Here is a 26,018-nt window from a genome sequence, read left to right as displayed (position 1 = left end):
TCGACAAGCGGTGGAAAGATGATCCGGGCGCGGGCGGACGGGGCCTGCGGCGGATAAGCTTGGTAGGACCCGAGTGATGACGGGGTCGGAGTAAGGACAACATGCCCATTACAATTCTCGACGGTATCGTTCTCGGCGTCGCACTGTTTTCGGCGATCCTCGCCATGGTGCGCGGCTTCTCGCGCGAGGTCCTTTCGGTCGCGAGCTGGGTCGGTGCGGCGGCGGCGGCCTATTTCCTCTATCCGTACCTCCTGCCCTATGCCAAGCAATACACCACCAATGACACGGTCGCGATGATCGGCTCGGCCGCGGTGATCTTCCTGGTGGCGCTGATCATCATTTCCTTCATCACCATGCGGATCGCCGACTTCATCATCGACAGCCGCATTGGCGCGCTCGACCGGACCCTCGGCTTTCTCTTCGGTGCGGCGCGCGGCATCCTGCTCGTCGTCGTCGCCATGCTGTTCTTCAATTGGCTGGTTGCGCCGCCGCAGCAGCCGATCTGGGTCACCCAGGCGAAGTCGAAGCCGCTGCTCGACAATCTCGGCAATAAGCTGGTCGCGCTGCTGCCGGAAGAGGCGGATGCCACGATTCTCGACCGCCTGCGTGGCAAGGACACGACGGGCGAAGGCGAAAGCGATGCGCCGCCGGCCGCCACCGAACAGTCGCCCGCCGAGGAAGCGCCGGCGACGAACGGCTAAGGGGAAACGAGAAAATTTGCAACAAAGCCCGCTGTGCGGGCTTTGTCCATTTGGAATAACGCTTGCCAGGCATTTCGGCTAAGATCGCTTGACGTCTGGCAGCCTGATCACGATATGCGCACCGGCACGGAGCAAAGGCGACTGCGATGACCGATCTCAGATCCAGTGAAATCCACGACGAACTCGATGGCGATACGCTGCATGAGGAATGCGGCGTATTCGGCATTCTCGGACATCCGGATGCAGCCACCCTGACGGCACTTGGTCTGCATGCGCTCCAGCATCGCGGCCAGGAAGCCGCCGGTATCGTCACCTTCGACGGCAAGCAGTTCTATACCGAAAAGCGCATGGGCCTCGTCGGAGACCACTATACCGACCCGGCCACGCTGGCGAAGCTGCCGGGCTATATCTCCATCGGCCATACGCGCTACTCGACAACCGGCGAAGTGGCGCTGCGCAACGTCCAGCCGCTCTTTGCCGAACTCGAAGTCGGCGGCATCGCCATCGCCCATAACGGCAACTTCACCAATGGCCTGACGCTGCGGCGCCAGCTGATTGCCGACGGCGCCATCTGTCAGTCGACCTCGGACACCGAAGTCGTCCTTCACTTGATCGCCCGCTCGAAGCAGAGCTCTTCCTCCGATCGTTTCATCGACGCCATTCGCCAGATGGAGGGCGGCTACTCGATGCTGGCGATGACGCGCACCAAGCTGATCGCGGCGCGCGACCCAATCGGCATCCGGCCGCTCGTCATGGGCGAACTCGACGGCAAGCCGATCTTCTGTTCGGAAACCTGTGCGCTCGACATCATCGGCGCCAAATACATCCGCGACATCGAAAACGGCGAAGTCGTCATCTGCGAGATCCAGCCGGACGGTTCGATCTCGATCGACGCGCGCAAGCCCGAGGCCCCACGGCCCGAACGTCTCTGCCTCTTCGAATATGTCTATTTCGCTCGTCCGGACTCCGTTGTCGGCGGTCGCAGCGTCTATGTGGCGCGCAAGAACATGGGCGTCAATCTCGCCAAGGAATCGCCCGTCGACGCGGATGTCGTCGTCCCTGTGCCGGATGGCGGCACTCCGGCCGCGCTCGGCTATGCGCAGCAGAGCGGCATTCCCTTCGAATATGGCATCATCCGCAACCACTATGTCGGACGGACCTTCATCGAACCGACGCAGCAGATCCGGGCCTTCGGCGTCAAGCTGAAGCATTCGGCCAATCGCGCCATGATCAAGGGCAAGCGTGTCGTGCTTGTCGACGATTCCATCGTGCGTGGGACGACGTCGGTCAAGATCGTCCAGATGATCCGCGAGGCCGGCGCACGCGAAGTGCATATCCGCGTCGCCAGCCCGATGATCTTCCATCCGGATTTCTACGGCATCGACACGCCCGACCGCGACAAGCTGCTGGCCAACCAGCATGCCGACCTCGCTTCCATGTGCCGCTTCATCGGCGCGGATTCGCTCGAGTTCTTGTCCATCGACGGTCTCTATCAGGCCGTCGGCGGCGCCCCGCGCGATCCGCAGGCGCCGCAGTTCACCGACCATTACTTTACCGGCGACTATCCGACCCGCCTGCTCGATCAGGAAGGCGCGAGTAACGTCCGCAAACTTTCGGTTCTTGCCAGCAACGGATAACCAGACAACAACATGACGCTCAATCTGAAAGACCGGATCGCCGTCGTCACCGGCGCATCGCGCGGCATCGGCTATTTCACCGCCCTCGAACTCGCCAAGGCCGGCGCCCATGTCATCGCCTGCGCCCGCACGGTCGGCGGCCTGGAGGAGCTGGACGACGCCATCAAGGCGGTGGGCGGATCGGCGACGCTGGTCCCCTTCGACCTTGCCGACATGGCCGCGATCGACAAGCTCGGCGGCGCCATCAACGAACGCTGGGGCAAGCTCGACATCCTGGTTGCCAATGCCGGCGTGCTCGGCACGATCTCGCCGATCGGCCATGTCGAGGCCAAGGTCTTCGAAAAGGTGATGACGATCAACGTCACCGCCACCTGGCGGCTGATCCGCTCACTCGAGCCCCTGCTCGTCAAATCGGATGCCGGTCGCGCGCTCATCCTGTCCTCAAGTGCTGCGCACAAGTGCAAGCCCTTTTGGGGCCCCTACTCCGCCTCCAAGGCAGCAGTCGAGGCGCTGGCGCGCACCTGGGCCTATGAGACGCAGCGCCTGCCGCTCCGCATCCTCAGCGTCGATCCGGGTGCGACACGCACCGCGATGCGGGCCCAGGCCGTGCCCGGCGAGGATCCCGCGACAGTGCCGCACCCCTCCGAGGTCGCCGCCGCGCTGATGCCCCTCTTCGGACGGGATCAGACCGAAACCGGCAAGCTCTTCATCGTCCGAGAAAAGAAGATCGTCGACTACCGCCTGCCGGAGTAATCGGATCGGTTTCTGCGCATGTCCCACAAAAAAGCCACCGCGATGTCTCGCGGTGGCTTTTTCTTAGCAACGCGTTTGTGGTCAGTCGGTGTCCCCTGGCAGGCCATCATTTCCCTGGCCGGCAGGCCAGTCGCCATATTTCCTCTGCCAGGAGCGGGCGCCGAACGGCAGGGTCAGCAAATAGCCGACTGCCGTCACGACCATGGTCTCCCAGGTGTAGGTCATCAGCGTCGCGACGTAGAGGACGACGACCAGAATGGCCGGAAGCACCAGATCACGGCGAACGCGGTTTTCGGACTTGCCGGACCAGACCGGCAGGCGGCTGACCAGCAGGAAGGCGATCAGGACGGTATAGAACGCCGCGATCAAGGCGAAGATCCTGCCGGGCGCCAGCCCCAGGAGACCGATATAGACCGGCAGCAGCACCAGCATGGCGCCGGCCGGAGCCGGCACGCCGACGAAATATTCCGACTGCCAGGCCGCCTTGACGGGGCGCTCGGCCATGACGTTGAAGCGGGCAAGTCTCAAGCCGACCGCAATCGCATAGATCAGCGCCGCGATCCAGCCGACCGAGCGCGCCTGGTCCAGCAGGAAGACGTAAAGCACAAGAGCCGGGGCGACGCCGAAATTAATGATATCGGCGAGCGAATCCATCTGCACTCCGAAGCTCGACGTCGCCTTCAGCAGCCGCGCCACGCGCCCGTCGATGCCATCCAGGAACGCTGCAAGCAGGACCATCGCGACGGCGAGCTCGAAGCGATTTTCGAAGGCCAGGCGGATGCCGGAGAGGCCCGCACAAATCGCCAGGACGGTGATCGTATTCGGCACCATCAGGCGCAGCGGGATTTCCCGCAGCCGCGGGCCACGGGCCTTGTCATGCCCGTCGTTCGTGTCGACCGCCACTTCGGGGATCTCGGCCGTTTCTTCCTGCCGGGGATTTTCCATGTCGGTTCCTCACGCGCGTCGGCTGATGACCGGCCCCTTCGACGAGCCGAATTCGGCGATCACGGTCTCTCCGCCGATAGTTTTCTGACCGAGACTGACGCGCGGCTGCGCGCCTTCCGGCAGGAAGACGTCGAGGCGCGAGCCAAACCGGATGAGGCCAAAGCGTTCGCCGCTTTCCAGCGAGGCATTCTCCGTGGTCCAGCACAGGATGCGCCGCGCCACCAGGCCGGCGATCTGGACGACGCCGATGGCGCCGTGGCTCGTTTCGACGACAAGGCCGTTGCGTTCGTTGTCCAGGCTCGCCTTGTCGAGCTCGGCATTCAGGAAACTTCCGGCCCGATAGGCAATTCTCCTCACCGTACCGCTCATCGGCGCGCGGTTCACGTGGCAGTCGAAGACGTTCATGAACACGGTAATGCGCAGCATCGGCTCAGCGCCGAGACCGAGTTCTTCCGGCGGGACGACGGTGGCGATCGACGATACGCGCCCGTCGGCCGGGCTGATGACGAGATCCTCGTCGATCGGCGTCATGCGCTCCGGATCGCGGAAGAAATAGGCGCACCAGGCGGTCAACAGAAAGCCGATCCACATCAGCGGCTCCCACAGGAAACCAAGGATCAGGGAAACGACGAAGAAGATCGCGATGAAGCGATAACCTTCCTTGTGCACCGGGACCAGCGTGTTGCGGACCGTTTCAACCAAGCTCATCAACTTACTCCAGCTATGACGCGGAACGTGAACTAGCGCGATTTCGCACACCCGGCAACGGCGAACGGCAAACCGCGGTTGCTTCACCGCCACCGAAGCGACCCTGCTCAAGCCGCCGGCGCGCCGCGGTCGACGATGCCGAGATCGTCTCGCTCGCGCACTCGCTTCAACTGCTCCTCCGCCTGCGTAGCCTCGCGCTGACGGCTCCACATCGAGGCATAGAGGCCGTCACGGTCGATCAATTCGCCGTGCGTGCCCCGTTCGGCGATGACGCCGTCCTTGAGCACGATGATCTCGTCGGCGTTGATGACTGTCGACAGGCGATGGGCGATCACCAGCGTGGTGCGATTGCGCGACACGATATCGAGGGCCGCCTGGATTTCCTGCTCCGTCTTGGTGTCGAGGGCGGAGGTCGCCTCGTCGAGGATCAGGATCGGCGGCGCCTTGAGGATCGTCCGCGCGATCGCGACGCGCTGCTTCTCGCCGCCCGAAAGCTTCAGCCCGCGCTCGCCGACCATCGCCCGGTAGCCTTCCGGCAAGCCGCGGATGAAACCGGCGATCTGCGCCGCTTCGGCCGCCGCCTCGACTTCGGCATCCGAGGCCGCCACTCGGCCGTAGCGAATGTTGTAGGCGATCGTGTCGTTGAAGAGCACCGTATCCTGCGGAACCATGCCGATCGCCGTGCGCAGGCTTTTCTGGGTGACCTTTCGCACATCCTGGCCGTCGACGGTGATCGACCCCCGCTGAACGTCGTAGAAGCGATAGAGCAGCCGCGACAAAGTGGACTTGCCGGCCCCGGACGGACCGACGACCGCCACCGTCTTGCCGGCGGGCACCTCGAAGGAAATTCCCTTGAGAATGGGACGGGCCGGATCATAGGCGAAATGCACGTCCTTGAAGGCGATTGCGCCGCGCCCGATCGCGAGCTCCTTCGCATCCGGCCGATCGACCACTTCCGCTTCAACGTCGAGGAGATCGAACATGTGTTCGATGTCCGTCAGTCCCTGGCGGATTTCGCGATAGACGAAGCCGATGAAGTTCAGCGGAATGGCAAGCTGGATCAGCATCGCATTGATGAAGACGAAGTCGCCGATGGTCTGCTCGCCGTTTCTCACGGCAAGCGCCGAGATCGTCATCATCACGGCCGTGCCGGCCCCGAAAATAACGGCCTGGCCGAAGTTCAGCCAGCCGAGGGAGGTCCAGACCTGGGTGGCGGCGCGTTCGTAGCGCTCCATCGACTTGTCGAAACGCTTCGCCTCCATGTCTTCATTGCCGAAATATTTGACCGTTTCGAAATTGAGCAGCGAATCGATCGCCTTGGTGTTGGCCTCGGTGTCGCTGTCGTTCATCGACCGGCGAATGGCGATACGCCAGTCGCTGGCGCGCACGGTGAACCAGATATACAACCAGACGGTGACGGCGGTGACGACGAGATAGCTGAAGCCGTAGCCCCACCAGAAGATCACTGCGGTCAGCAGAAATTCGATCAATGTCGGAACGCTGTTCAGGATCGTGAAGCGAACGATCGTCTCGATGCCCTTGGTGCCGCGCTCGATGATGCGCGACAGCCCGCCGGTGCGCCGCTCCAGATGGAAGCGCAGCGACAGCTGATGCATATGAACGAAGGTTCTGTAAGCCAGCTGCCGAACGGCGTGCTGGCCGACACTTGCAAAAAGGGCATCACGCAATTGGTTGAGGCCGGATTGCAGCAGGCGCGCCAGATTGTAGGCGAGCACCAGCATGACGGCGCCGGTCAGGAATTGCGGCAGGAAGCCGAGCGCATCAGGCTTGTTGTTCAGCGCATCGGTCGCCCACTTGAAGAAATAGGGAACGAGGACGAGGACAATCTTGGCGGCGACGAGAATGATCGTCGCCCAGACAACGCGCAACTTGAGATCGGGACGGTCGGCCGGCCACATATAAGGCCAGAGATTGGCGATCGTAGCCAATGGATTGGCGGCATCGGCGGAAACCGTCTTCTTCTGGCGCGTAGGTGTCAAATGTATCTGCTTCCGATGCTTCCGGATCGCGGCGATGCCGAATGCGCGCGACCCCCGACGTGAACCGAAGGGTCAGGATACCGCGCGAGCTCATCCGCGACCCTGACCGATCAATGAAAAGCGGCGTCCTTGAAGACGCCGCCTTCTCTACAGATAGGTCCACCCCGGCACGATCGCAATGGAACTGCGGTTGGAAGACGGATTATTATTCGCGCCTCACGCGCTTGCGATGCATCTCGCGCGACTCGTCGTCGGAGAGCGCCTCATTGGGCACCCCGAACACCTGTCCGGGGCGGATCAGATCGGGATTGTCGATCTGTTCGCGGTTGGCGAGATAGATCGTCGTGTAGCGAACCCCCGCGCCATAGACGCGGCGCGAAATCTGCCAGAGCGTATCGCCGCGGCGGATGATCACCGATTCCTTGCTTTCCTTGAGCGGCGGCTGCTCGATCGTCGCGGGCTGCGCCTCAGCCGGTGAGGACGCGGCGACCTGCTCGCTGGCCGGCGGAGTTGCGGCCTTCGCCGCGCTCTCGGGCTTCGCCGGCTCCACCGTGTCACTCGCCGCCGCCTGGGGCTTGGCGGCAGCCACGAGTCCGGTCCCAGCCGCCCGTTGCGGCAGGGCAGGTCCGATGACGCCCTCGACCTTGCCAAGCGTCGCGACGATGCCTGCCGGGTCCTGCGGCGAGTTGCGCAGAAGCTTCAGGGCCTCGGCGGCTGCCTTCGAAGCCTCGGCCGCCGCCGCTGTCTGGGCCGCGTCCGCACTGTCGGCCGGCTTGAATTCGGAGAGCGACTTCAGCGCAAATTCGGTGGCCGAACGAGCAGCGGCGAGTTGCTCGGCGGAGGGCTGCTTGCCATCGGCGAAGAGCCCCTTCAGCAGGGTGAGCGCCTTGCCTGCCTCCGTCCTCAGGCCATCGAGACCTGGGGCGGCGTGTTCCGAGGAGGAACCGGCGATCGCGGCAACCTGCGTGCCGGACGGCCTGTCGAAGGGGACCGAGGCGCGCATCGCCACCTTGGTGGCGTCCTCGCTCATCATATCCGCACGGATGATGTGACTGCCGACGGCGAGATCGACCAAACCGTCGACGACGAAATGCCCCTTGTCATCTGCCTTCATCTCGCCGACGAGCGTGTCGTCGGCGTAGATGCGTACCAGCGCTCCGGGCTTCGCGTTGCCGGCAACGAACATCTTCCCGCCCTCGATCTCCACGGCCGTCACCTGCAGCCCCGGCACGGTATTGGAAGGGGCCGGCGTCGCCGGCACCGCCTCCGTCGCGCCGTTCTGCGTGGCGGGCGCGGCGGCAGTCTCGGTCGGCTTGGCTTCGGCCGTCGGCGTGGTGATCAGCCGGCTCGCCTCACCCGGTTTCGATACCATCGCCAGCAACTGTCCGCCCGGCTCCTTCGGCACGGAAACGGTTGCAACCTCTTCCGAGATCTTGCTGGCGCCGCCTGTGCCGACGCTTCGAAGCGTCAACTGGTGGTCACCTGCAGCGAGCGGCTTATCGAAGACTGCGGCGAAATCCCCGGCGGCATTGACATCGGCCGTACCGACAACGGTGTTGCCGCTCAGAATTTCGAGCTTCGTGCCCGGCTGGGCGCGGCCCGCGACGACGGTCGACCCGTCGGGCTCAACACGGAGAAGATCGAAGCCCGGAACGGTCAAATCGGCAGCACCGGGAGCAGTGCCGCCGGCGGTGGCGGCCACCTGTTCCTTGGCCGCGTCTCGTGCCGCGCCCGGGGCGCCGTCAATCTTGGCGGCGGGCGCAACCCCTGCGATCTCCGTCCCGGTAGCCGCCGGTAGCGCGGCCTGATCCTTGTCATCGTCATTCAAATCGAGGTTCGGTTGGACCACGAAAACCATCAAGGCGGTCGCAATCGCCAGCACACCGAGGGCCACCCAGCTGGCCTTGTTCTTGATCATGCCACTCTCCACGGGAGCGGAGCGCTGCTCCGCACATGCCCCTTCGTCGACTTACGAAGCGCAAGCCATTGACATATTATAGCGCAACGGCGGGCGCACGTCCGAATTCTTCAATGTAATGCTGAAATTGCTAACGTTTCCTGTAGTTAAGCACAAGCTTCGACTGCGCCCGCGAGAAACTGCGCGAAAAGTTTTCGCGCATTTTTCTTGACCGGTGCTGCGCTGCAATGTCTTTTTGCCCCCATGAGCAACCAGCCTACCCCGATTCGATCCGTCTGCGTCTATTGCGGTTCGCAGCCTGGACGCGATCCCGCACATATCGAGGCGGGGCGCCTTCTTGGCAAATCGATTGCCGATCACGGCCTGCAGCTCGTCTATGGCGGCGGCACGCGCGGCATCATGGGTGCCGTGGCGAGCGGCGTACTTTCGGCCGGGGGTCACGTCACCGGCATCATTCCCGAGTTCCTGATGGACAAGGAGGCGACTCGCCACTCGCTCGGCCAGCTCAACGAGCTGATCGTCACCGGGGACATGCACGAGCGCAAGCACACGATGTTCGAGCGCGCCGACGCCTTCATAGCGCTGCCCGGCGGCATCGGCACGCTCGAGGAGATCGTCGAGATCATGACCTGGGCACAGCTCGGCCGCCACCGCAAGCCGATGGTGTTCGGCAATATCAACGGCTTCTGGGCGCCGATGCTCGAACTGCTGACGCACATGCGCGAGCAGGGCTTCGTCCACACGGCCCACCTGGTTCAGCCGCTGGTGATCGATCGGGTCGCAGACATCGTGCCCGGCATCCTGGCCACCGCCGCCGCGAACGGTCGCGAGGGCGAAAGCGAGATCATCTCCAGACTCTGAGCTATTCCGCCGGGGTCGGCTGTGCGGCGCGACGCGCCCTGCTTTCGGCCAGCATCGCTCCCGAATAGATGAAGAGGGCCGCCCAGATCAGCGCAAAGGCGATGATCTTCGCAACGCCGAAGGGTTCGTGGAACACGAAGACGGCGATCACGAAGATCATCGTCGGGGCGATATATTGCATGATGCCGATGGTCGAGAGCCTGAGGAGCTTGGCACCATTGGCATAGATCATCAGGGGCACGGCGGTGACCAGACCGCAGGACAGCAAGAGGACGACGTCGGCCATGGTCGTATCGCCGAAATGCCCCTGCCCTGTCGCCTCGAGCCAGATGATGTAGCCGACCGCCGGGATGCTGAGCAGCAGCACTTCGAGGAAGAAGCCCTGGTTCGGTCCGATTGGCAGCGTCTTGCGGAAGAAGGCGTAGAAGCCCCAGGAGATGCAGAGTCCGATCGACACCCAGGGCAGGCCGCCGGCGTCGAAGGCGAGCACGGCGACCGCAAGCGCGGCGAGCCCGATCGCCACCATCTGCGCCGGATTCGGACGTTCCTTGAGCAGCAGCGCACCAAGGAAAATCGAAAACAGCGGGTTGATGTAATAGCCGAGTGCCGTCTCGATCGCCCGGCCGGCACCGATCGCCCAGACATAGATGCCCCAGTTGACGGTGATGAGGGCGGCCGTCAGCGTCGCCATTTTGAGCATGCGCGGCGAGCGTAGCGCAGTTTTGATCTCCTGCGTGCGGCCAAGCCACAGAAGCACGAGGCCGGCGAGCGGCACCGACCAGACGATGCGGTGGGCGACGACTTCGGGCGCAGGGATGTGCGCTACCGCCTTCATGAAGAAGGGAAGAAAACCCCAGAGCAGATAGGCCGTCAGCGCGAAGGCGAAGCCTCTCGCGGAATCGGTATTCTCGGCGGGCTGCTTCGCATTCGGCTCTGCCATGATCCTGATCCTGAAAACTCGACCGGAGCAATGCGACTCCGGTGCCAATCGACGACCAAGCAACAGCGGAGATCGGCCGTCTCTCCTTCCTGCGTCCTACTCCAACGAACGGTGATGCACCAATTCATTTCCGTGAACCGATGCGTGAACGCGATTGAAGGTGGGGCGACGCTATTCCGCCGCGATCAGCCCGACCCGGTCGCGGTTCTTCAGCAGCTTGTAGACGATACTGTCCATCAGCGCCTGGAAGGAGGCGTCGATGATGTTGTCGGAAACGCCGACGGTCCACCAGCGCGCACCGGTGCGGTCCGTCGATTCGATCAGCACTCGGGTGACCGCCCCGGTGCCGCCGTTCAGGATTCGCACCTTGTAGTCGGCGAGTTCGAGATCGGCGATCTCGGACTGGAATTTGCCGAGGTCCTTGCGAAGAGCAAGGTCGAGTGCATTGACAGGGCCGTGTCCCTCGGCGACCGACATCATCACTTCCCCGTCGACGATGACCTTGACCACGGCCTCCGACACGGTCTTCAGATTGCCGTTCGCATCGAAGCGGCGCTCGACCATCACCCGGAAGCTCTCGACGTGGAAGAAATCCGGCACGGTGCCGAGAATGCGGCTGGCGAGCAGCGTAAAGCTCGCATCGGCGCCCTCATAGGCATAGCCCGTCGCCTCGCGCTCCTTGACGATTTCTATCAGCTTGTCGAGCCGCGGATCGTCCTTGGCGACAGTGATGCCGCGCCGCTTCAGCGCATTGATGAAGTTCGCCTTGCCGCCCTGGTCGGAGACCATGACCTTGCGCAGGTTGCCGACCGACTCGGGCGCGACATGCTCGTAGGTGCGTGGGTCCTTCAGGAGCGCCGAAGCGTGGATCCCCGCCTTGGTGGCGAAGGCCGAAGCGCCGACATAGGGCGCCTGCGGGTCGGGCGAACGGTTGAGGAGCTCGTCGAAGGCATGCGCAAGCGTCGTCAGTTCCTGCAGCTTGTCGGCATCGATGCCGGTCTCGAAGCGATCCGAGTAGGTTTCCTTCAGCGCAAGCGTCGCAATCAGCGTCACCAGATTGGCGTTGCCGCAGCGCTCGCCGATGCCGTTCAGCGTGCCCTGTATCTGCCGCACGCCGGTTTCGACCGCGGCGAGCGAGTTGGCCACCGCCTGGCCGGTATCGTTGTGGGCGTGGATGCCGAGATTGGCGCCCGGCACCCCCGCGGCGATCACGGCCGAAACGATCTCACGGATTTCCGGCGGCTGCGTCCCGCCATTGGTGTCGCAGAGCACCACCCAGCGCGCCCCGGCCTCCAGCGCCGTTCTCGCACAGGCGATCGCATAGGCCGGATTCGCTTTGTAGCCGTCGAAGAAATGCTCGCAGTCGACCATCGCCTCGCGGCCGGAGGCGACCACAGCATCGACGGAGGCGCGGATATTCTCGATGTTCTCCTCGTTGGAACAGCCGAGCGCCACCTCGACATGGTAGTCCCAGCTCTTGGCGACGAGACAGATGGCATCGCTTTTCGCCGCCAGCAGCGCATTGAGGCCCGGGTCGTTGGAGGCGGAGACGCCCGCACGCTTGGTCATGCCGAAGGCGACGAAGGCGGCCTGCTGCGTGCGCTTTCTCGTGAAGAACTCCGTGTCGGTCGGATTTGCCCCTGGATATCCGCCCTCGACATAGTCCATGCCGAATCCGTCGAGCATGGCGGCAATGGCGATCTTGTCCTCGACGGAAAAGTCGATGCCGGGCGTCTGCTGCCCGTCGCGAAGCGTCGTGTCGAAGAGATAGATGCGTTCCTTGGTCATGGCTCGGTCCAAAATGCGAGTCTGGAAATCATTGCGGGTCGTGGTCATCCCGCTATTCGGTCTTCCCGGCGAATTTGTCGGTCGCGCGGATCAGGCGATCGAGAATGCCCGGCTCGGAATAGGCATGGCCCGCGCCCTCGATCAGATGGAATTCTGCCTCCGGCCAGGCCTTGTGAAGCAGCCAGGCGTATCTGGCCGGACACGGCATGTCGTAACGGCCGTGGACGATCACCCCGGGAATGCCGTGGAGCCTATAGGCGTGGCGCAGCAATTGGCCTTCCTCGAGCCAGCCGGCATTGACGAAGAAATGGTTCTCAATCCGCGCAAAGGCATCGGCAAACTCCTCTTCCTCGAAGCGGTTGCTGGTCGCCGGCTCCGGCAGAAGCGTGATCGTCTCGCCTTCCCAGATGCTCCAGGCCTTGGCCGCGGCGAGCCGCGTCGCGCGATCGTCGCTCGTCAGGCGGCGATGATAGGCGCGCATCATCTCGTGCCGCTCTTCCGGCGGGATCGGGGCGATGAAGCGTTCCCACTTGTCCGGAAACATCTCCGAAACGCCGAATTGATAGTACCAGTCGAGTTCGGCCCGAGTGAGCATATAGACGCCCCGGACGACCAGCTCGGAGACGCGCTCGGGAAACTTTTCGGCATAGGCGAGGGCCAGCGTCGAACCCCAGGAGCCGCCGAAGACCAGCCATTTTTCGGCACCGGCCATTTCCCGCAGCCGCTCGATATCGGCGACGAGATGCCAGGTGGTATTGGCCTCGATCTCGGCATGCGGGGTCGACTTGCCGCAGCCGCGCTGGTCGAACAGCGTGACATCGTAGAGCGCCGGATCGAAGAGGCGGCGATGGTTCGGCGAAATCGTACCGCCGGGACCGCCATGCAGGAAGACGGCCGGCTTCGCGCCGGGCGTGCCCACCCTTTCCCAGTAGATCACATGGCCGTCGCCGACCTCGATATGACCCGAGGCATAGGGCTCGATTTCCGGATAGAGAGTTCTGAGCGCAGCACTCACAGCAGGTCTTCCTCGGGTGGCCAGTGGACGGTGTCGAAGTCGGGGTGCTGGCGGTTCGATCCGAGCACGCGCAGATGGCGCGCGACGGCCTCTGCGCTGCCGTCGTCCGTGTCCCTTTCGGGAAGTTTTGGCAGGTGCGCAAACCACATCATGCGCGACTCGACGCCGGACTGATAAATGGGCTGGACGTCGTCGGGATCGTCGAGCGAGCCCAGCGCGATGTTCAGGAAGCCCGCGTCCGGCATGTCGTAGAACAGCGGCGTCCCGCAATTGCGGCAGAAACCGCGCCGCACCAGGTCGGAGGAGCGGAACCAGGAAGGCTGGCCGCGCGTGATGCTGAAATCCTGGCGCGCGATATTGGCAAGCGGCAGGAAATAGTTGCCAGCCGCCTTCTGGCACATGCGGCAGTGACAGATATGCGGGTCGTCGAGCGTGCCCTCGGCACGGTAACGAACCTGGCCGCATTGGCAGCCACCGGTGAAGATGCGCCGGATCATCATGCCCAGTGCCCTGCCCGCGGCCACTGGTCCGTCTCATGATCGGGATGCTGGAAGGAAATGATCTGTTCCTGCCGCGAATAATAGTCCTGATCATCATGGACCGGCTGGTCGAAGATGGTTTCGACCCAAGGCAGGCGGGCCTGGTAGTTGACCTGGATCCTCGGCGCGAGATCGGAGCGGTCGTCAAAGGCGCCGATCGCGATTTCCAGGCCGCCGGGATGGCGATAGGTGAGAGGCGTCCCGCATTTCGGGCAGAAGCCGCGGTCGATGTTGACGGAGGATTGAAAATAGCTCGGCTCGTCGCGCGTCCATTCGACGCCGTCCTTGGGCGCCGTCACCAAGGCTGAAAAGAACGAACCGAACTGCTTCTGGCACATCCGGCAATGACAAATCGACGGGCGTCCGAGTTCGCCGCGGATGCGGAAACGGACCGAACCGCACTGGCAGCCTCCACTTCGCGTGGCGTCACTCATCGTCTCTCCTCCGGGGCCCAGATTTCGGTGTCGTGATCGGGATGCTGATAGGAAACAAGATCGGCCAGATAAGAAGCCTGGTCGAGGTCGGCCATCGTCTCCTCGCCGGGAAGGGTCGGCACGTGATCGACATAGGGCAATTTCGCCTCTGTACCCCACTGAATGGTCGGCGTGATGCCTTCGGGCCTGTCAAATGCGGCAATCGCCAGCGCCATGCCGTCCGGCGCCTCGAAGGTGAGCGGCGTGCCGCAATCGCCGCAGAAGCCGCGCCATACCGCGTTGGACGATTGGAAGCGCCTGCGCTGCCCGCGTGTCCAGGCGACTTTCGTCCCGCGCACCGAAACGAGCGGCAGATAGAAGTTGCCGCTCGCCTTCTGGCACATGCGGCAGTGGCAAACCGAGGCATCGCCGAGCTTGCCCTCGACGCGGAAGCGGACCGCACCACATTGGCATCCGCCGGTATGGATATCGTCAGCCATGTCTTCCTCCTCGTCCGCAGGTGCCGGGCAACGGTCAGACCTGCGATCGTTTCACTTCCCAGGTGGTCACCCGTTCCCCGGTTTCCGGATCCTTCCCGTCCTTGAGCTGGACGCCGCGGGCCAGGAGATCGGCGCGGATCGCATCCGCTTCGGCATAGTTCTTCGCCTTCAGGAGTTCGAGCCGAGCTCGCACACGGCCGTCGATCTCCTGCACGACCGCCTCATCGAGCTCGATCTCCTTCGGTAGGAGGCCGATCAGCGCCGCGCTTGCGGCGAAGACGCCGAGATATTGCGCATCCGCTGACGCCTTCTGCGCCAGGGCATGCAGAGCCTGGATCGCCGCGACGGTGTTGAGGTCGTCCGCCAAGGCAGCCACGACCGAGGGATCCGCCTCGCCCGTCGCCTCACCAGGCGCGGGCCATCTGGAGAGCAGGTGCTCGGCTTCCTCCAGCCGCTTGATGGAGAAGTCGATCGGCTCGCGGTAGTGCGTCATCAGCATTGCGAGCCTCAGCACTTCGCCCGGCCATTTGCGGCCGCCGAACGTCTCCGTGTGGAGGAGCTCGTAGATGGTGACGAAATTGCCCTCGGACTTCGACATCTTGCGGCCTTCGACCTGCAGGAAGCCGTTGTGCATCCACACATTGGCCATGACGTCCGTGCCGTGGGCGCAGCGCGACTGGGCGATCTCGTTCTCATGATGCGGAAAGATCAGGTCGAGCCCGCCTCCGTGAATGTCGAACACGTCGCCAAGATAGCGGCCGCTCATCGCCGAGCATTCGATGTGCCAGCCGGGCCGGCCCCGCCCCCAGGGACTGTCCCAGCCAGGCTCATGCTCTTGCGAAAGCTTCCAGAGCACGAAGTCGCCAGGATTTTTCTTATGGGCCTCGACTGCGACGCGCGCACCGGCCTGCTGCTCGTCGAGATTGCGCCTGGAAAGCTGGCCATAATCCGGCATCGATTTCGTGTCGAAGAGCACCTCGCCCTCCGCCAGATAGGCATGACCCTTGGCGAGGAGCTTCTCGATGATCTCAACCATCTGCGGAATGCTCTCGGTGGCGCGCGGCTGAACCGTCGGATCGAGGCAGCCGAGCACAGCGGCATCATCGAGGAACTGCGTCTCGGTCTTCTCGGTGACGCGGCGGATCGCTTCGTTCAGCGGCAGGCCGGGATAGTCGCGCAGGGCGCGAGCATTGATCTTATCGTCGACGTCCGTGATATTGCGCGCATAGGTGATATGGCTTTCGCCGTAGACATGGCGAAGCAATCGGAACAGCACGTCGAAGACGATGATCGGCCGCGCATTGCCGATATGGGCATAGTCATAGACGGTCGGGCCGCAGACATACATGCGGACGTTCTGAGGATCGATCGGCCGGAAATCGGCCTTTTCCCGCGTCAGCGTGTTGTACAGCTTCAAAGTCGGCACTCCGCCCATCCCAATTCTCCAAGACTGCATGCAACCGTAACACTATACGCCCGGGCCGGCCCGCACGTTTGTCATCTTGGATTTCGGGAGACGAAAACGGCCAGGCCAGCGGATCGCTAGCGAATAATCTTCCGGCAAATAATGCAGATAACCGTTTTCATGGCGATCCTTATCGCGCGTCGCATCGCGCCGGTCAAGGGGCAGCCCACATGCAAGCAAAGGTGGGCATCAACGCAACACCGCGGCCATGGATTTGTCACGATTTGGCTCGACCGGATCATCGGGCGGGAACCGTGATTCGCGCTGCACCTGCGTGCGGCATCGGATGCTTGTTTCCCGCGGAACAAGGAGAAACGTCGTTTTCGGGCACAAAACCGAAGACGAAGCGTTTCCGATCTAGGGAAGCATCAAGGAGAACCTGAAAATGAAACCCGCCAAGACACCCGGCTCCAAACGAGCGGCAGCCGATCTCGTGGCGAAATACCGGCCGGTCGGCCTCAAGGCCGTACTCGCCGCCGCGCTACAGGCCAAAGCCAAACCTGCCGGTAAGAAACCCGCCAAGCGTTCCCTACCAGGGCGGAGCGCGCTTTAAAAGAGCGTCAGCTGTCCATTGTCTCCATCGCGATCGTCGGCAGGATTTCTTACCGCCGAGCGCGATACGACGGGCCTAACTTCTTCCTGGAGATCGGGTCCGGCATTCGCGACTTTGTTGACGCGGTCGGAAATAGGAATCGCTTCGAAGAAATCCTCAGGCGCCGGACTCATGAGGTCGGTCATGTCGCGCGGTTCCTGCGTCCTGCAGTCCAGCCAGCGGGAAAATTCCTCCGGCGGGACCACCACGGGCATGCGATCGTGGATGTGCCGGATCGTTTTGTTCGCGCCGGTGGTGAGGATGGCGGCCGTGTCGACCTCCGATCCATCGGCCGACGACCAGGTCTCCATGAGACCGGCGAAGGCGACGATGCCGCCTTTCTTCGGCCGGACCCAATAGGCCTGCGGGGCTTCACGGCTCCCTTTCGGTGGACGATGCCACTCATAGAAACCGGAGGCTGGCACCAGAATGCGGCGGTGGCGCATCGCGGCGCGGAAGGCGGCCTTTTCCGTCGCGGTTTCGGCACGGGCATTGATGAGCAGGGGAAAGCTGCGCGGATCCTTCACCCAGCCTGGCGTGAAGCCCCAGCGGACGAGCATGGCCTTGCGGTCGGGCAGGTTGCTGCCTGGCTCCGGCTGCTCGGACGCAACGACGATGAGAATCGGCTGGGTCGGCGCGATGTTGAACCTCGCCGGAAAGTCTTCCACCTTCAGCAGGCCAAACAGTTCCAGCAATTCTTCCGGGCTCGCCGTCAGCGCAAAACGTCCGCACATGACATGGGTGTGGCATTTCAACTAGGATGGGTCAACGACATATGAAGACAGCTCTGACGATGACACGCCAGCCCCAGCTCGCCTCCTCCGCCATCATCGAACGGAACGGACGCTATCTGCTCGTCCGCCGAGCCAATCCGCCATCCGCCGACATGTACGCCTTTCCGGGCGGCCGGGCAGAACCCGGAGAGACTCCTGCCGAAACCGCCCTGCGCGAACTCGCCGAGGAAACCGGCATCTGCGGCCGTGAGCCGGTGCTTTTCGAGACCTATGACCTCGTTCCGAGCCACCCGGAGAGCCGGCATTTCCTGCTCTCCGTCTTTACGGTCGAGGCCGATCCGGATTGCGACGCCGTTGCCGCCGACGATGCGGCAGACGTCGGCTGGTTCACGCCGGAAGAGATCTTCGCCCTGCCCATTCCGGAGAGCGTCCGTCATTGTGTGGAAAAACTGGGTGTGGAAAAAGCCGGCATTCGGCCGACGATCCGCCCGGGCCGCGACGCCCTTGCAAGCGGCGCCGATTCGGATTTGATGGACCCATGATCATTGCGTCCTTCATCTTCCGACTTGTCCTGGCCGGCACCGCGCTCGCGATCGCGGCAGGGGCGGCCGCACAGGAGGCAGCCCCTGCTCCTCAGGACGCGCAAACCGCTGCTCCGCCCCCGGTCGAAGACAAGCCGCCGCCCTATGAGCAGCGCCTCGTCCGTCTGGCGGAGATCCTCGGGTCGGTCCATTATCTGCGCAATCTCTGCCTCAACCAGCCGGAAGACAGCTGGCGACGCTCTATGCAGGAATTGATCGACAAGGAGACTGCCGACGAGCCGAAGCGGCGCGAGCGCATGACCGCCGCTTTCAACCGCGGGTACAGAACCTTCGCCTCGGTCTATACGGCATGCACGGAGCCCGCGACGCTCGCCGAAGAGCGATACCGTGCCGAAGGTGCAACACTCGCTTCCGAAATCGTCGCGCGCTTTGGAAATTAGGGAGATATTAACCTCTTTTTCCGCCGGCCCGTGTCGTTTCGGGAAAAGGCTGCTAAAGTCCGTTAAGAGAGTGGTAAGAAGTAGCCGGCCTGTCTGCCCGTTCAGTTGCGGTTCAGCGGAGAGGCGCTAGGTTGACCAACTGCACGTGATGGAAGCCGCATGGAACGAATGATGGAACCAAGCCTGACCGACATCGACGACATGATCGTTCACGAGAAAATGCAGGCGGCTCTGGAACACCAGAACGAAGCCTGGGCGGACGGCATGGCGGATGGGATCGAGCCGGAAATCATTGCCGACGCGGCGATAGCGCTGGCCATGCGGGAAACCATTCGGCTGCATGGCGAAGACGGCGCCGAGGCCATGCTGAATTCGCTTCGCGAGCGCATGCTCGCCGGAGAGTTCTCGCCACAGCGGTCAATCCAATAGCATCAGGACTGCCCATGACCCGGATCCTTGCAGGCCGTGCCAGAGCGGTGCGCCTCGTCATGCTGTTGCTGGCGGGGGCTGTTCCTTACGTCCCGATGGCGGCTCCGGCTGCATTCGCCTTAAGCGAGCTGAATGGCGCTCCCCCCACCGCTCCGAGCGACAGCGCGGAGAACGCGGCACCGGCCGAGACGCCCGAAGCCGAACCGGAAGAGCCGCTTGAAATTCCGATGCCGGATCCGCTGGTCGACAAGGCCGCGACCGAGACCAAGGACGCCGCGCCGGAAGTGGTCCAGCCGGTCGAGGTTTTGTCCGATGTTTCGAAAATTCCTGAACCGGTCGCCCGCATGCGCGAACTGATCGTCGAGGCAGCCGCCTCCGGCGACATCGAGCGGCTGCGCCCGCTGCTCGGGAAAGGGCCGACCCAAACCCAGGTCAGCGGCAGCGGCGGCGATGAAGATCCGATCGCAATTTTGAAGGGTTTGTCCGGCGACCAGGACGGTGTCGAAATTCTTGCGATCCTGCTCGATGTTCTGTCGACCGGCTTCGTCCTTGCCGACAAGGGCACGCCGGAGGAAGCTTATGTCTGGCCCTATTTCGCCGAAAAACCCTTGTCTTCCTTGACCCCTCCGGAGAAGGTCGACCTCTTCCGGCTGGTGACCGCCGGCGATTTCGCCGGCATGGAAGAATTGGGCAACTACAACTTTTACCGCGTCGGGATTGCTCCCGACGGCCAGTGGAAGTTCTTCGTCGCCGGCGATTGACCGTTTCTCAATGGCTTCAGGCGGGATGCGGGCGGAAAACCGCTTCGCACTTTTCCTCATCCCGCTTTTAAATTCGGACGCGGTATGCGGGCGGAAAACCGCTTCGCACTTTTCCTCATCCCGCTTTGCGCGCTTGCCCTTCAGCAGCGGAAATCCTACCTCTTCGTCAAAGAGAACGGGATTCGAAACCATGCCCAAACTTCGCCTCGAGGATCGCGCGCTGATCAGCGTTTCCGGCAAGGACGCTGAAGCGTTGCTGCAGGGGCTGGTGACGACCGACATCGGCGCACTGGCCGCAGACGAAGTGAGACCGGGGGCGCTGCTGACGCCGCAGGGCAAGATCTTTTTCGACTTCCTGATCTCGCGCGATGAAGGGACGTTACGGTTGGAAACGTCCCGCGACCAAGCTGACGCGCTGTTGAAGCGGCTGACCCTGTACAAGCTGAGGTCGGCAGTGGAACTCTCTCTCCTCTCACCCTCCCCGGTGACTGTCGTCTTCGGGGAGGCACGGCCCGAGGGCAGCTATCGGGACCACCGGTTCGAGAAGGCGGGCATGTCCGTGTTCCGCCTCTATCGCGAACTCGCCGGAGCAGAGGCGAGCGTCGCCGAATACGACCGGCTGCGGATCGAAGCTGGTATCGCCGTTTCGGAGCGGGACTACGCGCTGCAGGATGCCTTTCCGCATGACGTGCTGATGGATCTGAACGGCGGTCTCTCCTTCCGCAAGGGCTGCTATGTCGGCCAGGAGGTCGTCTCGAGGATGCAGCATCGCGGCACGGCGCGGCGTCGTGTGGTCATCGTTTCCGGCCAAGCCGACCTCCCGCCGAGGGGCACCAGCCTTTCGATCGGCGGCCGCCCGATCGGCTTGCTTGGGACCGTCCAGGACAAGGCGGGGCTGGCGATCGTCCGCATCGACAAGGCCGGCGAAGCCATCGCCAAGGGCGACACCATTCTCGCCGGTGACGTGCCGGTTAGCTTGACATTGCCCGGCTGGACCGGCCTTGCCTTTCCCGCCGAGGCGGACGAGGCGAGCGCATGATGAATGCACGCGCGTGGCAGCGGATGCTTTCCGGCCGGAGGCTCGATCTGCTCGATCCCTCGCCACTCGACGTCGAGCTTTCCGACATTGCCCACGGCCTTGCGCGGGTGGCTCGCTGGAATGGGCAAACGACTGGCGACCACGCCTTTTCCGTCGCCCAGCACAGCCTGATGGTCGAAGACATTTTTCGCCGCACCAACCGTTGCAACGCGGCCGACTGCCTGATGGCGCTTCTTCATGATGCGCCCGAATATGTGATCGGCGACATGATCTCGCCCTTCAAGGCGGTGGTCGGCGGCGGATACAAGGCGGTGGAGAAACGGCTCGAAAGCGCCGTCCATCTGCGCTTCGGCCTGCCTCCGCATACGCCCAAGGAGCTCAAGGAGCGGATCAAGAAGGCCGATCGCGTCGCCGCCTATTTCGAGGCGACCGAACTTGCCGGCTTCTCGCCCGAGGAGGCGCGCAAGTTCTTCGGCCAGCCGCGCGGGGTCACGCGTGAGACGCTGCTGATCACCCCCCTGCCAGCGGTCGATGCGCAACGGCTTTTCGCCGAGCGCTTTACGTTTCTCGAGGCGGAGCGCGCCAAGTTGAGCCAGGAGGCCTGAGATGGCAGGCATCATCGTCTCTCCGCTCGGCCGTATCGCCGAAATGGCTGTCCGCCACGGATGCCGCGAAATGCTGAGCCTGGTGGCCAAGGGACAGGATTTTCACCGCCCCGGCATTATCGATCGAGACAAGCATCTGACGATCGGCGTCAACGACATCAGCTTTGCGGGAACGGGCGAACTGATCGCGCCCCAGGAAATGCATGTCGCACAGATTATCGATTTCGCCCGCAAGTGGGACCGCTCGCGGCCGCTGCTCGTCCATTGCTGGATGGGCGTCTCGCGGTCGCCCGCCGCGGCGCTGATCGCGGCGCTCGCCGTCGAGCCGGACCAGGACGACGACGCGCTGGCCCGACGCCTGCGGCTCGCCTCGCCCTTCGCCACGCCGAATGCACGCATCATCGAGATCGGAGATGATGCGCTGTCGCGAAAAGGAAGGCTCGTCGCCGCGGTGCGGGCGATCGGCCGCGGTGCGGATGCCGACGGCAATGCTCCCTTCCTGCTATCTCTCCTCCCGGAAAATCGCCGTCATGCGGGCTGAGGGGGTGCCGGACACCGTCGAGATCGGCCTCAACGCGGTGATCGTCGCCGTCGTCCATCGCAGTCCGCGCATTCTCGCGGTGAGCGAAACGGACGGCGACGCACGCGACAGCCTGCCCTTCGGTCCCTTCGATCCAGCCCGCCACCGCACCTTCGAGGCGAGCCTGCGCGACCGCGTCGAAAAGCGAACGGCGCTCAAGCTCGGCTATATCGAGCAGCTCTACACCTTCGGCGACCGCGGTCGCCAGCGCCTGCCGGGTGAAGAAGGCAAGCACATGGTCTCCGTCGGCTATCTGGCGCTGACACGCACCGATGCTGAAAACAACGAGAGACTGGCGGAGGCCGGCGCCCATTGGCGGGACTGGTACGGATACCTGCCCTGGGAAGACTGGCGACAGGGACGACCTCAGCTACTCGACCAGACGATCCTGCCTGCACTCGCCCGCTGGGAGGCCGGACCTGACGGCGACGAGAGATCGGCCGCGGCTGCGCAGCGCCGGTCGCGGGTGCGGCTGGCCTTCGGCCTCGACGATTTCCCATGGGACGAGGAGCGCGTGCTGGAGCGCTACGAACTGCTCTACGAAGCCGGCCTGGTGCGTGAGGCGGAGATCGACGGCCATTGCCGTGTGTCGGAGAAACCAGCCGCCGGGCTGGCGATGCAGCACGACCATCGCCGCATCGTCGCGACCGCTGTCGCCCGGCTGCGGGGCAAGATCAAATACCGTCCGGTGGTCTTCGAGTTGATGCCGCCGGAATTCACCCTTACCGACCTTCAGGCGACGGTCGAGGCGATCTCCGGCCGGCACCTGCACAAGCAGAATTTCCGCCGGCTGGTCGAGGGGGCGGAACTCGTCGAGCCGACGGGAGGCACCCTTGCCTCCACCGGCGGCCGGCCGGCCGCGCTCTTTCGCTTCCGCCGGCAGATTCTCGACGAGCGCCCAGCGCCCGGTCTAAAGGTCGGCGGAAGGTAATTCCTATTTAATGACGGCGCAGGCGAGCCGGTCGCCGGCATCTCCGGCGGGCTGGCTGCGATTGTCGTCCGAGCGCGCATGGACAACCAGAGCGCGGCCGCGAATCGCCGTCCCCTTGTCGTCGAGGGAGACGAAGCTGTTGAAAATCTGCGCACGCAGCACACCGTCCGCACTCACATATTGGTTGGGCATGTCACCGGCATGCGGCCCGTGTGCGGCAAGAAAGCCGTGCTCGGCGCCCTCGTTTCCGTCGACGAAATGCTTGCCGGCGGATTCGAAACCGTCCGCCACGTCACATCGTCCCATTTCGTGAACGTGGAACGCCACCCATGTATCCTTGGGAAGGCCGCTGACTTCCATCTCGATCAGCACACCCTTGCCGCCGGACGTCAACGTGGCCCGTCCGGTATCCGTGCCATCCTTGCCGACGAATTCCGCCGTCGCTGTCTGCGACGATTGTTGCGCCGAGGCAGCGGCCGCCAGCCCCACCGTAGCGGCGAGCGCGAATATCACCCTGGTCATCATCGATCCTTCCTCGCTGTCGGTTTGAGGGGCAACGCGCGGTTGCCCATCTCGTTCCGCGGCAATTCCGGGAAGCCCGTTGGCCGTCAACGTCAGATCGAAATGTCCAGCCCGATGTCGAGCGTCGGCGCCGCCATGGTGACCTTCGACGTCGAGATGTAATCGACGCCGGTCTCGGCGATTGCCCGGATCGTCTCGATCCTGACATTGCCAGATGCCTCCAGCCGCGTCCGGCTCGGATCGCCGGGATAGGCGGCGGCATCCAGCCGCCAATGTCCGGCATTGAGAGCCACCGCCTCGCGCAGGAGGTCCGGACCCATGTTGTCGAGCAGGATGACGTCGGGCGCGGCCGTCAGTGCCTCGCGCATCTGTGCCAGCCCGTCCACCTCGACCTCGACCTTGACCAGGTGGCCGCAATAGGCGCGGGCCGCGCGGATGGCGCCCGCGACGCCGCCGGAGACGGCGATATGGTTGTCCTTGATCAGCACCGCGTCATCGAGGCCGTAGCGATGATTGGAGCCGCCGCCCAGGCGAACGGCGTATTTCTCCAACGCGCGAAGGCCGGGAATGGTCTTGCGGGTGCAGCAGACCTTGGCCGCCGTGTGAGCGATCTCGTCGGCGAACTTCGCCGTGTAGCTGGCAATCCCCGAGAGGTGCATGAGGAAATTGAGCGCGACCCGCTCCGCCGAAAGCACGCCTCGGGCGCGGCCCGAGATCCGGGCGAACGTGGTGCCCGGCGCGACGCGATCGCCGTCCTCAACCAACGCTTCGAAGCGGATCGAAGAATCGACGAGGCGGAAGGCCGTGCGCGCCAGTTCCAGCCCGGCGACGACGCCCGCCTCGCGCACGCTCATATTCGCCGTCGCCGTCAGATCGAGGCCGATTGTCGCCAAAGTGGTAATGTCGCCGGCTCGGCCGAGGTCTTCGAGAAGCGCCGATTTCACCTGCTCCTCGACCAGAAGGGCGGGCAGTTCCGGACGTAGGGCGACGGTCATGATCTTCTTTCCGATTTCGTCGTTGTCTCTGCGGCAATGACAGCCGGCCTCAAGCCGGCTCCGTCTCGGCTGCCTCGGCGGCGAGGCGCTCCGCCTGTGCGAGCGTCAGATAGGTGCGCCGCTGCCATTCCGGGCGTTCGGCCGGGCAATCGGCGCGGAAATGGCCGCCGCGGCTTTCGGCCCGCTGCAGGGCGGCGACCGCGATGAGCTTGGCCGTGGTGATGATATTGGCGAAGCGCAGCCGCGTATTGACCCGCTCCAGTTCGGCGATCTCGCGGATCGCGTGCAGCAGGCTTTCGCGCGTGCGCACCACGCCGACGCACTCGCTCATCAGACCGCGCAGCCGCCTGAAGGGTGGGCTGTCCTCAACGGTCACCGGATCGTCATTCTCGCCGGCATTGTCGCCCCATTCCGTGAGCTTCGGTGCGGGGAGCGTGCCCTTGATGTTTTCGGCAATCCGGGCCGCGAAGACGACCGCCTCGAGCAGGGAGTTGGAGGCAAGCCGATTGGCGCCATGGACGCCGGTCGAGGTCACCTCGCCGGCCGCCCAGAGGCCATCGATCGAGGTGCGGCCCTCCCCATCCGTCAGCACGCCGCCCATGTGGTAATGGACCGCCGGCGCGACTGGGATCGGTTGCGTCACCGGATCGATGCCGGCCGCCATGCAGGAAGCGTAGACGGTCGGGAACAGGTCCGGGAAGTCCCTGCCGACCGCCTTGGTGCAGTCGAGAAAGGCGCCGCGCCCGGCCTTCACTTCGTCAAAGACGCCGCGGGATACCACGTCACGCGGCGCGAGCTCGCCATCCGGATGGATATCGAGCATGAAGCGGCGGCCCTTCGAATTGACGAGGATCGCACCGTCGCCGCGCAGAGCCTCGGTCGCGAGCGGCGCCGGATCCTTGCCGATATTGATAGCGGTGGGGTGGAACTGCACGAATTCCGGATCGGCGATGATGGCGCCTGCCCGTGCCGCCATGCCGACGCCCTGGCCGCAGGCTTCCCAGGGATTGGTGGTGACGGCGTAAAGGTGACCGACGCCGCCGGAGCAAAGCACCACGGCGCGCGCCGGAAAGGATACGCGTGTCTTCGACTGGCCGGCATCCGGCCGCGCCACGACGCCGGAGATGAAGCGGCCCTCGCGCACCAGCTCCTCGACCACATAGCCTTCGATCACGCGGATCGACGGGGTGTTGCGCACCGCGGCGATCAATGCCTCCATGATCGCCTTGCCGGCCATGTCGCCCTTGACGCGCACGATGCGCCGCTCGGAATGCGCAGCCTCGCGCGACAGGATCAGCTTGCCCTCGAGATCCCGGTCGAAGGGCACGCCGTATTCAAGCAGGTCGTGGATGCGCGCCGGGCCTTCGGCGACCATCATCCGTGTCATCTTCTCGTCGACGATGCCGGCGCCGGCGGCGACCGTGTCGGCGACGTGTTTCTCGACGGTGTCGCCCGTGCTCATTGCCGCGGCAATGCCGCCTTGTGCCCAGGCGGAGGAGGCGCCGTGGCCGATCGGCGCGGCGGCAAGAATGGTAACGGGCCGCGGCGCCAGCTTCAGCGCGCAGAAAAGCCCGGCAAGGCCGCCGCCGACGATGACGATGTCATCGATCCCGTTAAAGGACTGCGGGCGGAAATGATCGGTCAGCATGGCTCGGTAACTCCTCC

At 63.9% G+C, this 26,018-nt stretch carries 28 protein-coding genes; 13 read left to right on the top strand and 15 right to left on the bottom strand.

The window, feature by feature from the left end; translation table 11 throughout:
• The first annotated feature begins 101 nt into the window (after nucleotides 1-101).
• The 3 genes from CO664_RS16675 to CO664_RS16665 all read left to right on the top strand — a co-directional run bounded on the left by CO664_RS16675 (nucleotide 102) and on the right by CO664_RS16665 (nucleotide 3,091).
• Nucleotides 102-701 carry a CvpA family protein gene (locus tag CO664_RS16675; RefSeq protein ID WP_037413830.1) on the top strand — a complete coding sequence of 200 codons (600 nt, stop codon included), beginning with the start codon at nucleotides 102-104 and terminating at the stop codon, nucleotides 699-701.
• A 146-nt stretch (nucleotides 702-847) separates the two neighbouring features.
• On the top strand, nucleotides 848-2,338 hold the full coding sequence (purF, locus tag CO664_RS16670) for an amidophosphoribosyltransferase (protein WP_097539379.1): 1,491 nt from the start codon (nucleotides 848-850) through the stop codon (nucleotides 2,336-2,338).
• Nucleotides 2,339-2,350: 12 nt separating this feature from the next.
• Nucleotides 2,351-3,091 (top strand): SDR family NAD(P)-dependent oxidoreductase, encoded by a 741-nt coding sequence (locus CO664_RS16665; protein ID WP_037413827.1) that lies wholly within the window; start codon nucleotides 2,351-2,353, stop codon nucleotides 3,089-3,091.
• Between the two features lie 81 nt (nucleotides 3,092-3,172).
• Here the strand turns inward: CO664_RS16665 and CO664_RS16660 are convergent, their stop codons facing one another.
• From CO664_RS16660 to CO664_RS16645, 4 genes are all read right to left on the bottom strand, one after another.
• Entirely contained in the window at nucleotides 3,173-4,036 is an 864-nt protein-coding gene (locus CO664_RS16660) for a phosphatidylcholine/phosphatidylserine synthase (protein ID WP_037413825.1), read from the bottom strand.
• A 9-nt stretch (nucleotides 4,037-4,045) separates the two neighbouring features.
• A complete protein-coding gene (locus CO664_RS16655; protein WP_097539378.1) occupies nucleotides 4,046-4,744 on the bottom strand; it encodes a phosphatidylserine decarboxylase in 699 nt (232 codons plus the stop codon).
• Between the two features lie 107 nt (nucleotides 4,745-4,851).
• On the bottom strand, nucleotides 4,852-6,744 hold the full coding sequence (locus tag CO664_RS16650) for an ABC transporter ATP-binding protein/permease (protein ID WP_097539377.1): 1,893 nt from the start codon (nucleotides 6,742-6,744) through the stop codon (nucleotides 4,852-4,854).
• Nucleotides 6,745-6,949: 205 nt separating this feature from the next.
• Nucleotides 6,950-8,662 carry a LysM peptidoglycan-binding domain-containing protein gene (locus CO664_RS16645; protein WP_097539376.1) on the bottom strand — a complete coding sequence of 571 codons (1,713 nt, stop codon included), beginning with the start codon at nucleotides 8,660-8,662 and terminating at the stop codon, nucleotides 6,950-6,952.
• Nucleotides 8,663-8,905: 243 nt separating this feature from the next.
• Between CO664_RS16645 and CO664_RS16640 the strand changes: the two genes are divergently transcribed.
• Nucleotides 8,906-9,523, top strand: coding sequence for a TIGR00730 family Rossman fold protein (locus CO664_RS16640; RefSeq protein ID WP_037413812.1), 618 nt, complete (start codon nucleotides 8,906-8,908; stop codon nucleotides 9,521-9,523).
• Nucleotide 9,524: 1 nt separating this feature from the next.
• Here CO664_RS16640 and rarD read toward each other — a convergent pair whose 3' ends face one another.
• The 7 genes from rarD to cysS form a co-directional block, all read right to left on the bottom strand.
• Complete coding sequence (gene rarD, locus CO664_RS16635; protein ID WP_037413811.1) at nucleotides 9,525-10,463, bottom strand: EamA family transporter RarD; 939 nt, start codon at nucleotides 10,461-10,463, stop codon at nucleotides 9,525-9,527.
• A gap of 171 nt (nucleotides 10,464-10,634) precedes the next feature.
• Nucleotides 10,635-12,251, bottom strand: coding sequence for a citramalate synthase (cimA, locus tag CO664_RS16630; RefSeq protein WP_037413819.1), 1,617 nt, complete (start codon nucleotides 12,249-12,251; stop codon nucleotides 10,635-10,637).
• A 52-nt stretch (nucleotides 12,252-12,303) separates the two neighbouring features.
• Nucleotides 12,304-13,266, bottom strand: a complete 963-nt coding sequence (gene pip, locus CO664_RS16625) for a prolyl aminopeptidase (protein ID WP_037413810.1) — start codon at nucleotides 13,264-13,266, stop codon at nucleotides 12,304-12,306.
• Nucleotides 13,263-13,763 (bottom strand): GFA family protein, encoded by a 501-nt coding sequence (locus CO664_RS16620; protein WP_097526568.1) that lies wholly within the window; start codon nucleotides 13,761-13,763, stop codon nucleotides 13,263-13,265. The genes pip and CO664_RS16620 overlap by 4 nt, the downstream gene beginning before the upstream one ends.
• A complete protein-coding gene (locus tag CO664_RS16615; protein ID WP_037413809.1) occupies nucleotides 13,763-14,239 on the bottom strand; it encodes a GFA family protein in 477 nt (158 codons plus the stop codon). Before CO664_RS16615 ends, CO664_RS16620 begins: the two co-directional genes overlap by 1 nt.
• The gene (locus tag CO664_RS16610) at nucleotides 14,236-14,718 is read right to left on the bottom strand and encodes a GFA family protein (protein ID WP_097539375.1); all 483 of its coding nucleotides are present in this window, start codon (nucleotides 14,716-14,718) and stop codon (nucleotides 14,236-14,238) included. Before CO664_RS16610 ends, CO664_RS16615 begins: the two co-directional genes overlap by 4 nt.
• A 34-nt stretch (nucleotides 14,719-14,752) precedes the next feature.
• On the bottom strand, nucleotides 14,753-16,153 hold the full coding sequence (gene cysS, locus CO664_RS16605) for a cysteine--tRNA ligase (RefSeq protein WP_097539374.1): 1,401 nt from the start codon (nucleotides 16,151-16,153) through the stop codon (nucleotides 14,753-14,755).
• A gap of 415 nt (nucleotides 16,154-16,568) precedes the next feature.
• On the opposite strand from cysS, the gene CO664_RS30715 reads away from it, so the two are divergent.
• Nucleotides 16,569-16,736, top strand: coding sequence for a hypothetical protein (locus tag CO664_RS30715; RefSeq protein ID WP_176536611.1), 168 nt, complete (start codon nucleotides 16,569-16,571; stop codon nucleotides 16,734-16,736).
• On the opposite strand, the gene CO664_RS16600 is transcribed toward CO664_RS30715, so the two are convergent.
• Entirely contained in the window at nucleotides 16,733-17,509 is a 777-nt protein-coding gene (locus CO664_RS16600; protein ID WP_097539373.1) for an SOS response-associated peptidase, read from the bottom strand. The two genes, CO664_RS30715 and CO664_RS16600, sit on opposite strands and share 4 nt — an antisense overlap.
• Before the next feature lie 59 nt (nucleotides 17,510-17,568).
• Here CO664_RS16600 and CO664_RS16595 point away from each other — a divergent pair, with 59 nt between their 5' ends.
• The 8 genes from CO664_RS16595 (at nucleotide 17,569) to CO664_RS16560 (ending at nucleotide 22,836) form a co-directional block, all read left to right on the top strand.
• Nucleotides 17,569-18,051 carry an NUDIX domain-containing protein gene (locus CO664_RS16595; protein WP_097526523.1) on the top strand — a complete coding sequence of 161 codons (483 nt, stop codon included), beginning with the start codon at nucleotides 17,569-17,571 and terminating at the stop codon, nucleotides 18,049-18,051.
• On the top strand, nucleotides 18,048-18,491 hold the full coding sequence (locus CO664_RS16590; RefSeq protein ID WP_037413797.1) for a TIGR02301 family protein: 444 nt from the start codon (nucleotides 18,048-18,050) through the stop codon (nucleotides 18,489-18,491). The genes CO664_RS16595 and CO664_RS16590 overlap by 4 nt, the downstream gene beginning before the upstream one ends.
• A gap of 159 nt (nucleotides 18,492-18,650) precedes the next feature.
• Complete coding sequence (locus CO664_RS16585) at nucleotides 18,651-18,920, top strand: hypothetical protein (protein ID WP_018239227.1); 270 nt, start codon at nucleotides 18,651-18,653, stop codon at nucleotides 18,918-18,920.
• Between the two features lie 14 nt (nucleotides 18,921-18,934).
• Nucleotides 18,935-19,681 carry a hypothetical protein gene (locus CO664_RS16580; protein ID WP_037413795.1) on the top strand — a complete coding sequence of 249 codons (747 nt, stop codon included), beginning with the start codon at nucleotides 18,935-18,937 and terminating at the stop codon, nucleotides 19,679-19,681.
• A gap of 190 nt (nucleotides 19,682-19,871) precedes the next feature.
• Nucleotides 19,872-20,720 (top strand): folate-binding protein YgfZ, encoded by an 849-nt coding sequence (locus tag CO664_RS16575; RefSeq protein ID WP_097539372.1) that lies wholly within the window; start codon nucleotides 19,872-19,874, stop codon nucleotides 20,718-20,720.
• Nucleotides 20,717-21,325, top strand: a complete 609-nt coding sequence (locus CO664_RS16570; RefSeq protein ID WP_037413790.1) for an HD family hydrolase — start codon at nucleotides 20,717-20,719, stop codon at nucleotides 21,323-21,325. Before CO664_RS16575 ends, CO664_RS16570 begins: the two co-directional genes overlap by 4 nt.
• Before the next feature lies 1 nt (nucleotide 21,326).
• A complete protein-coding gene (locus CO664_RS16565) occupies nucleotides 21,327-21,866 on the top strand; it encodes a tyrosine phosphatase family protein (RefSeq protein WP_097539371.1) in 540 nt (179 codons plus the stop codon).
• Nucleotides 21,856-22,836, top strand: coding sequence for an NAD regulator (locus CO664_RS16560; RefSeq protein ID WP_097539370.1), 981 nt, complete (start codon nucleotides 21,856-21,858; stop codon nucleotides 22,834-22,836). Before CO664_RS16565 ends, CO664_RS16560 begins: the two co-directional genes overlap by 11 nt.
• A gap of 3 nt (nucleotides 22,837-22,839) precedes the next feature.
• Here CO664_RS16560 and CO664_RS16555 read toward each other — a convergent pair whose 3' ends face one another.
• The 3 genes from CO664_RS16555 to CO664_RS16545 all read right to left on the bottom strand — a co-directional run bounded on the left by CO664_RS16555 (nucleotide 22,840) and on the right by CO664_RS16545 (nucleotide 26,001).
• Nucleotides 22,840-23,358, bottom strand: a complete 519-nt coding sequence (locus CO664_RS16555) for a superoxide dismutase family protein (RefSeq protein ID WP_176536610.1) — start codon at nucleotides 23,356-23,358, stop codon at nucleotides 22,840-22,842.
• Nucleotides 23,359-23,450: 92 nt separating this feature from the next.
• Entirely contained in the window at nucleotides 23,451-24,353 is a 903-nt protein-coding gene (gene nadC / locus CO664_RS16550; protein WP_097539368.1) for a carboxylating nicotinate-nucleotide diphosphorylase, read from the bottom strand.
• Between the two features lie 49 nt (nucleotides 24,354-24,402).
• A complete protein-coding gene (locus CO664_RS16545; RefSeq protein ID WP_097526529.1) occupies nucleotides 24,403-26,001 on the bottom strand; it encodes an L-aspartate oxidase in 1,599 nt (532 codons plus the stop codon).
• Between the last annotated feature and the right edge of the window lie 17 nt (nucleotides 26,002-26,018).

It is taken from the genome of Sinorhizobium sp. NG07B, assembly GCF_002532005.1.
Classification (GTDB): domain Bacteria; phylum Pseudomonadota; class Alphaproteobacteria; order Rhizobiales; family Rhizobiaceae; genus Sinorhizobium; species Sinorhizobium fredii_C.
This window is presented reverse-complemented; position numbering and strand designations above follow the sequence as displayed.